The 7,506-nt window shown below is 63.9% G+C and carries 7 protein-coding genes; 3 read left to right on the top strand and 4 right to left on the bottom strand.

The annotated features are described in order from the left end of the window. The 3 genes from EN879_RS17295 to EN879_RS17285 form a co-directional block, all read left to right on the top strand. On the top strand, positions 1-1,312 hold a 1,312-nt coding region (locus tag EN879_RS17295), incomplete at its 5' end, for an FAD-binding oxidoreductase (protein WP_164774444.1). Beyond that, positions 1,312-1,893, top strand: coding sequence for an NAD(P)H-dependent oxidoreductase (locus EN879_RS17290; RefSeq protein WP_063170260.1), 582 nt, complete (start codon positions 1,312-1,314; stop codon positions 1,891-1,893). The genes EN879_RS17295 and EN879_RS17290, both read left to right, overlap by 1 nt. Then, positions 1,893-2,480 carry an NAD(P)H-dependent oxidoreductase gene (locus tag EN879_RS17285; protein WP_013531132.1) on the top strand — a complete coding sequence of 196 codons (588 nt, stop codon included), beginning with the start codon at positions 1,893-1,895 and terminating at the stop codon, positions 2,478-2,480. Before EN879_RS17290 ends, EN879_RS17285 begins: the two co-directional genes overlap by 1 nt. A gap of 51 nt (positions 2,481-2,531) precedes the next feature. Here EN879_RS17285 and EN879_RS17280 read toward each other — a convergent pair whose 3' ends face one another. From EN879_RS17280 to EN879_RS17265, 4 genes are all read right to left on the bottom strand, one after another. Next, positions 2,532-4,982, bottom strand: coding sequence for an FAD-dependent oxidoreductase (locus EN879_RS17280; protein ID WP_013531133.1), 2,451 nt, complete (start codon positions 4,980-4,982; stop codon positions 2,532-2,534). After that, positions 4,979-6,160 carry a pyridoxal phosphate-dependent aminotransferase gene (locus EN879_RS17275; protein ID WP_013531134.1) on the bottom strand — a complete coding sequence of 394 codons (1,182 nt, stop codon included), beginning with the start codon at positions 6,158-6,160 and terminating at the stop codon, positions 4,979-4,981. The genes EN879_RS17280 and EN879_RS17275 overlap by 4 nt, the downstream gene beginning before the upstream one ends. Next, the gene (locus EN879_RS17270) at positions 6,153-7,058 is read right to left on the bottom strand and encodes a homocysteine S-methyltransferase family protein (RefSeq protein ID WP_013531135.1); all 906 of its coding nucleotides are present in this window, start codon (positions 7,056-7,058) and stop codon (positions 6,153-6,155) included. The genes EN879_RS17275 and EN879_RS17270 overlap by 8 nt, the downstream gene beginning before the upstream one ends. Next, on the bottom strand, positions 7,055-7,506 hold a 452-nt coding region (locus EN879_RS17265; protein ID WP_164774443.1), incomplete at its 5' end, for a glycine cleavage T C-terminal barrel domain-containing protein. The genes EN879_RS17265 and EN879_RS17270, both read right to left, overlap by 4 nt.

The following is a 7,506-nucleotide window of genomic DNA, read 5'->3' as shown; positions in this document are numbered from 1 at the left end:
GTACAGCCCGGTGCTGAAGCAGCAGCTCGACCATGTCACCGGCGACCTGATCGTGACGCCGAAGAACGAGGCCGAACTGATCCGCGTGCTTGCCGCCAGTCATCGTCATGGCGTGCCGGTGACACCGCGCGGCAGCGGCACCGGTAATTACGGCCAGGCGATGCCGCTCTCCGGCGGCGTCGTGCTCAACCTTGCCGAGATGAACGAGATCAAGTCGATCGCTCCGGGTCGCGTCGTGACCGGGCCGGGGGCGATCCTGGCCGATATCGACAAGGCAACGCGGGCGCATTCCGGGCAGGAACTGCGGCTATCGCCCTCCACCTACAACACAGCCTCGATTGGCGGCTTCATCGCCGGCGGTTCGGGCGGCATCGGCTCGATCAATTTCGGCGGGGTGCGCGATTTCGGCAATGTGCTTCGGCTGCGCGTGGTGACCATGGAGGCCGAGCCGAAAGCGCTCGAGCTCACCGGCGCGGATCTGCACAAGGTGACCCATGCCTACGGCACCAACGGCATCATATCGGAAGTCGAGATGCCGCTGACCGCGGCGTATGACTGGATCGACGTCATTGTCGGCTTCGACGCTTTCATGGATGCGGCCCGCTATGGCAATGCGCTGGCCTGTCAGGATGGCATCCTGACCAAGCTGATCACGCCGATAGCGGCACCCGTGCCGCAGCTCTATTTCAAGCGGCACCAGAAATTCCTGAGCGACGGGCAGAGCATTTGCGTCGTCATGGTGGCGCAGCCCGGGCTGGACGCTTTTCTTGCCTTCACCCGGCGTGCCGGCGGCGAGGTGATCTACAATGCGGCCACGGCGACGCCGGATGAGAAAAAAGGCCTGCCGCCGGCCTATGAATTGGCTTGGAACCACACCACGCTGAGGGCGCTGCGCGTCGACCCTTCGATCACCTATCTGCAGTCGCTCTATCCCTTTCCCAACCAGCTGGCGCTTGTCGAGAAGATGGATGCGATGTTTCCGGGCGAGGTTTTCTCGCATCTCGAATTCGTGCGGCTGGACGGCAACATTACCTGCTTCGGCCTGCCGCTGGTCAAGTTCACGACCGAAGCGCGGCTCGACGAGATCGTGCGCCTGCATGAAGCGAACGGTTGCCCGATCTTCAACCCGCATCGCTACACGCTGGAAGAGGGCGGCATGAAGCAGACCGACGCGGTGCAACTCGCCTTCAAGCGCCAGACCGATCCGCAAGGGCTCCTCAACCCCGGCAAGATGATCGCCTGGGAGAACCCGGACTACGACTACCGTTCCGGGCGGACTTTTTTGTTCAGGGGGCTGCAGAAGGTAGGATGATGAACATCCTCGTCCTCTACGCCCATCCGGTCGAGACCAGCTTCAATGCCGGCCTGCACCGGATGATCGTCGAGCGCCTGACGGCGGCGGGCCATACGGTCGACGACTGCGATCTCTATGCCGAGGGTTTCGATCCGCGACTGACGCGCCAGGAGCGGCTGGACTACCACAACCCACGTGGCCCCGCCGACGCTGTCGCGCCTTATGTCGAGCGCCTGCTGCGCGCCGATGCGCTGGTGCTTTCCTATCCCGTCTGGAACTATGGCTTTCCAGCGATCCTGAAAGGCTTTTTCGATCGCGTGTTCTTGCCCGGCGTGTCGTTCAAATTGGTCGACGGCAAGGCGCAGCCGTCGCTGCACAACATTCGCAAGGTTGCGGCGGTGACCACCTACGGCGGCAGCCGGTTCCGCGCCCTGCTGATGGGCGATCCGCCGCGCAGGCTGATCAAGCGGATGCTGCGCGCCACCGTCAAACCGGGCGCGCCGGTGACCTACCTCGCGCACTACGCGATGAACCTGTCTACCGACGGCTCGCGCAAGGCTTTCACGACCAAGGTCGCGGCCCGCATGGATGAGTTCTGATGCGCGCACTGGTGGTCTACTGCCATCCGGTACCCGAGAGCTTTTGCGCCGCCATCCGCGACACTGCCATCGACGTGCTGATGCGACGAGGCTGGGAGGTGCGGCTGCTCGACCTCTATGCGGAGAAATTCGACCCGGTGATGGGCTGCGACGAGCGGCGCTCCTACAATGACCAGGCGCCGCAGGACCCGGCACTGAAGCCGCATTTCGAACTGCTCAACTGGGCCGAAGCGATCCTGTTCGTCTATCCGACCTGGTGGTACGGACTGCCGGCGATGCTGAAGGGCTGGCTCGACCGGGTGTGGGCGACGGACGTCGCCTTCAAGCTGCCGACCGGCAAGGGACGGATCAAGTCGCTGATGACGCATGTAACCAAGGTCGGCGTCATCACCACCTGCGGCGCGCCGACCTGGTGGAGCGTCGTCGTCGGCCAGCCGGGACGCAAGACCCTGCTGCGCGGCATGCGGGCGCTGTGCGCCACGCGCTGCCGGACGTTTTTCCTGGCGCACTATTTGATGGATGCCTCGACGCCGGCGACAAGGGCGGCGTTTCTGGCGAAGGTGCGAGGGAAGCTGGAAAGGTTTTGAGAGGGCGACTTTCCCTTCCTTCCCCCCCACAAAGGGGGAGGCGAGAAGGCACTACATCCTCGTCCGCTCCGATTTCGGATCGTACATCGGCTTCAGCGAGGCTTCCGCCGCAAAACGCTCGCCGGCGATTTCGATCTCATAGGACGACGCCAGCACATCCGCCTCGCTCTCGCCCTCGCAAGGCACATAGCCCAGCCCGACGGCGCCGCCGAGGTGATGGCCGTAATTGCCAGACGTTATCGGACCAACGATCTTACCGTCGCGCAGGATCGCCTCGTTATGGAAGAGCAGGGGTTCCGGATCCTTCAGCCGGAACTGTACGAGCCGGCGTGACAGGCCGGCTTCCTTCTTGCGCAGCACCGCGTCACGGCCGATGAAGTCGCCCTTGGCGGTCTTCACCGCGAAGCCGAGGCCGGCTTCCAGCACATTGTCCTCGTCGGTGATGTCATGGCCGAAATGCCGGAACGCTTTTTCGATGCGGCAGGAATCCAGCGTGTGCAGGCCGCAGAGTTTCAGGCCGACATCCACACCTGCCTCCTCGACCACCTCGAAGACATGGGCCGCCTGGTCGGTCGAGACATAGAGCTCCCAGCCGAGTTCGCCGACATAGGTGACGCGGTGGGCGCGAGCCAGGCCCATGCCGATTTCGATCTCCTGATACGTGCCGAACGGATTTTTCTCATTGGAGAAATCGTTCGGGCTGACCTTCTGGATCAGCTTTCTCGCGTCCGGGCCCATCAGGCAGAGCACGCTTTCGGCCGCCGTTACGTCGGTGACGACGACGAACTCGTCGGCGACGTGCTTGCGCAGCCAAGCCAGATCGCGCTGCAGCGTGGCGCCTGGGACGACGAGGAAGAACGCCGTCTCGGACAACCGCGAGACCGTCAGGTCACTCTCGATGCCGCCGCGCTGGTTGAGCATCTGGGTGTAGACGATCTTGCCCGGCGCGACATCCATGTCGTTGGCGCATAGTCTTTGCAGGAAAGCACAGGCGTCGCGGCCCTCGACACGGATCTTGCCGAACGAGGTCATGTCGAACAGGCCGACGCCATTCCTGACCGCAAGGTGTTCCTTGCGCTGATTGTCGAACCAGTTCTGGCGCTTCCAGGAATAGCGGTATTCGCGCTCCTGGCCCTCGCGGGCGAACCAGTTGGCGCGCTCCCAGCCGGCGACTTCGCCGAAGACAGCGCCGCGCGCCTTCAGATGCTCGTGCAGCGGCGAGCGCCTGACATTGCGCGACGTCGCCATCTGACGATAGGGGAAATGATCGGCATAGAGCAGACCAAGCGTTTCAGAGACGCGCTCCTTCAAATAGCGGCGGTTCTTCTGGAACGGCTGGGCGCGGCGGATGTCTACTTCCCACAGGTCGAAGGGGGCTTCGCCGTCATTGATCCACTGCGCCAGCGCCATGCCGGCGCCACCGGAGGAGACGATGCCGATCGAATTGTAGCCGGTCGCCATCCAGTAGCCGGACAGTTCCGGCGCCTCGCCGAGATAGTAGCGGTCGTCGGGCGTAAAACTCTCGGGACCATTGAAGAAGGTGTGGATGCCGGCGGTCGCCAGCATCGGCATGCGGTTGACGCCCATTTCGAGGATCGGCTCGAAATGCTCCATATCCTCCGGCAGTTGGTCGAAGCAGAAATCTTCACGGATGCCGTCCATGCCCCAGGGCTTTGCCACCGGCTCGAAAGCGCCCAGCATCATCTTGCCGGCGTCCTCCTTGTAGTAGGCACACTCGTCGGGCACACGCAGCACCGGCAGGCGGGTGAGGCCGGGGATCGGCTCGGTGACGAGGTAAAAATGCTCGCAGGCGTGCAGCGGGATGGTGACGCCGTTCTGCGCTCCCAGTTCGCGCGCCCACATGCCGGCGCAGTTGACGACGATGTCGGCCTCGATCGTGCCTTGCTCTTCGCCTTGTGTCCAGGACACGCCCGTGACGCGGCCGGCCTTGCTGTGGACCTTGGTGACCTTGACGTTCTCGACGATGGTCGCACCGCGCTGGCGCGCGCCCTTGGCCAGTGCCATGGCGATGTTGGCGGGGTCGCACTGGCCGTCGAGCGGCAGATGCACGGCGCCGACGACATCGGAAACATTGAGATGCGGGTACATCTCGCTGACTTCCCTGGGCGAAATCTCGCGCACGTCGACATCGAAGGCACGCGCCAGCGACGCTTGCCTGTAGATCTCGTGCTTGCGCTCCTCGGTCAGCGCCACGGTGATCGAACCGACCTGGCGCATGCCGGTGCCGACTTCGGTCTCTGCTTCCAGCTTGACGTAGAGGTCGGCGGAATATTTCGCCAGCCGCGTCATGTTCTGCGAACCGCGCAGCTGGCCGATCAGGCCGGCGGCATGCCATGTCGTGCCCGACGTCAGCTGCTTGCGTTCGAGAAGCACGATATCGGTCCAGCCGAGCTTGGCCAGGTGATAGGCGACCGAGCAGCCGGAAACGCCGCCGCCGATGATGACCGCTCTTGCTTTGGCGGGAACTGCCTTGGCGATCATGCTGCCTCGCAACGGTAGCTGGAAGCAAAGCGGCGCAGACGAAGTGCAGCTTCCTGCAGCACGGGTTCGGGCTGGCAGAGGCTGATGCGAATGTGGCCGGCGGCCGCCTCGCCGAAGCTGGAGCCGGGCATCACGCCAACCTTTTCCTTGTCGAGCAGGGCCCAGGCGAATTTCTCGTCGTCCGGCTCGACGGCCGAGATGTCGAGCATGACATACATGCCGCCCTCCGAACCGCGCACGGTGACATCGTTCATGCCCCGCACGGCGTCGAGCAAGACGGTGCGGCGTGCCGCGTAGCGTTCGGCGATCTCCTTGACGCCGTAACGGTTCTCCAGCGCCTCGGAACAAGCGATCGAGATGAAGGCCGGCAGGCCGTAGGTCGTCACCAGATTGAGATTGATCATGAGCGTGATCATCTGCTCCGGTCCCGTCAGCCAGCCCATGCGCCAACCGGTCATGCCGTGGCTCTTGGACATCGAATTGATGACCAGCGTGCGCTCGGCCATTCCTGGCAGCGAGCGCGGCGAGACGTGCTCGCCGCCGCCGAGCGTCCAGTAGACTTCGTCCGACAGCAGCCAGAGGTCGTGCTCCCGGCAGACTTCTGCCAACTGTTCCAGCCGCTCGCGCGAATAGACCGCACCGGTCGGATTGTTCGGCGTGTTGATCAGGATGGCGCGCGTGTTCGGCCGGATTGCCGCGCGGATCATGTCGGCTCGCGGCTGGAAGCCATCCTCGGCCGGTGTCTCGACGACGGTGAAATCAGCGCCAGCGGCGCTGAACGTGTTGGGATAGGTGGCATAATAGGGTGCCACGACGATGGCGTGATCGCCCTGGTCGAGCACGCCCTGCACGGCCGCGTAGAGTGCGGCCTGGCCGCCCGGCGTGGCGATCACCTGATCCGGCGATGTCTCGACGCCGGTGCAGGCGCTCGAGGCTGCGGCCATCGCCTTGCGCAGGCGCGGCAAGCCGGGAAGCGGGGTGTAGTGATGATTGCTGCCGCGAACCGCGGTCACACAGGCTTCAATGGTCTGCGAAGGCGTGTCGAAATCATGGTCGCCAACCGACAGCATGATGATGTCTTCGCCGGCCTCCTTGCGCGTCCAGGCGGCGAAATGGACTTCCCAGCCGTCCTTGCCCGAAGGCACGATGCCGGAAATGCGCGATGATGGTCTAGGCATGCAAAACTCCCGAAATTTCGTAGCCGGCCTGTTCGAGCCGGTCGCGCAGGGCGGCGATGTGCGGTGGTCCGACTTCGCAGCAGCCGCCAACGATGCTTGCGCCAGCCTCCACCCAGCCGATCGCCTGGTCTGCATAGGCATCCGGGCCAAGGTCGTGACGAGCGTGCAGCACATCGACGGTGCCGCCGTGCTTAAGTGCTTCGGTTGACGTGAAGCCATTGGCATATGCGCCGACCGGGCCGCCGAGGCCGATCAGTTCAGGCAAAGCCGCGGCGATTGCTTCCGGCCGGCAGCAATTGACCAGCCGCGCTGCGACTGCCAGGCCGTCGAGCGCGCTTGCCGCGGTGGCAATGGCTTCGCCGCTGCGCAGCCGCGGCTTGCCGTGGTCAGCCAGCGTCCACGATACCCATACCGGCTTGCCGCTTTCCGATGCAGCGGTCACCGCTGCGCGGGCTTCGTCCGCCGACGCCATGGTTTCACACAGGAACAGGTCGACGCCATCGGCCTGCTCGGCAACGATGCGGCGGTAAATCTCGAGCGTCTCCTCGAAGGAAATGGTCAGTGCCGGTGCATAGCTGCCGAAAAGCGGCGACAGGCAACCGGCGATGGCTGCATCGCCGGCCTCGTCGCGGGCCTGCCTGGCCAATTCGATGCCGCGCTTCTGCAATGGCTTGAATAGGTCTTCCGCACCTTCGCGCGCCAGGCGTTCGGGTGTCGCAGAATAGGTGTTGATGGTGATGACACGTGCGCCGGCACGGATGAATTCCGCGTGCAGGTCGCGCACCAGATCCGGTTCGTCGATCAGCACCCTGGCCGACCATAGCGGCGTCGGCTCGGATTGGCTGCGGCGGACCAGTTCCTGGCCCATGCCGCCATCGGTGAGGATGATTTTCTTCATGCGCGCAGCCTTTCGTTCTTCGGATCCCACAGCGGTTCATCCTTCTGCACGATTGCCTGAAAGCGGTCACCGAAGATTTCGACCTCGACTGATGTACCTGGTTTGGCCAGGTCGGCGCGCAGCATGCCGAGCGCGATCGACTTGTCGATGCGATGGCCCCAGCCGCCGGACGTCGTCTCGCCGACGATCTTGCCGTCATGCCAGAGTGTAGAAACTGACGGAGCGTCGCAATCGCCGGGGTTTTCCACCACCAGCGTGACGAAGCGCTTCTTCACGCCTTGCTGCTTTTCGTTCAGCAGTGCCGCCTTGCCACGGAAGTCGGGCTTGTCCCATTTGACGAAGCGTTCGAGCCCGCCCTGCAGGATCGAATAGTCGGTCGACAGATCGCCTTTCCAGGTGCGGTAGCCTTTCTCAAGCCGGAGCGAATCCAGCGCGTACATGCCGAAAG

The sequence above is a fragment of the Mesorhizobium sp. M7A.F.Ca.AU.002.02.1.1 genome, assembly GCF_003998535.1.
GTDB lineage: Bacteria > Pseudomonadota > Alphaproteobacteria > Rhizobiales > Rhizobiaceae > Mesorhizobium > Mesorhizobium ciceri.
This window is presented reverse-complemented; position numbering and strand designations above follow the sequence as displayed.

Coding starts and splice junctions, on each gene's coding strand:
- EN879_RS17270 (WP_013531135.1), bottom strand. CDS start 7,058: ATGAAGAAAATCATCCTCACCGATGGCGGCATGGGCCAGGAACTGGTC.
- EN879_RS17280 (WP_013531133.1), bottom strand. CDS start 4,982: ATGATCGCCAAGGCAGTTCCCGCCAAAGCAAGAGCGGTCATCATCGGC.
- EN879_RS17275 (WP_013531134.1), bottom strand. CDS start 6,160: ATGCCTAGACCATCATCGCGCATTTCCGGCATCGTGCCTTCGGGCAAG.
- EN879_RS17285 (WP_013531132.1), top strand. CDS start 1,893: ATGCGCGCACTGGTGGTCTACTGCCATCCGGTACCCGAGAGCTTTTGC.
- EN879_RS17290 (WP_063170260.1), top strand. CDS start 1,312: ATGAACATCCTCGTCCTCTACGCCCATCCGGTCGAGACCAGCTTCAAT.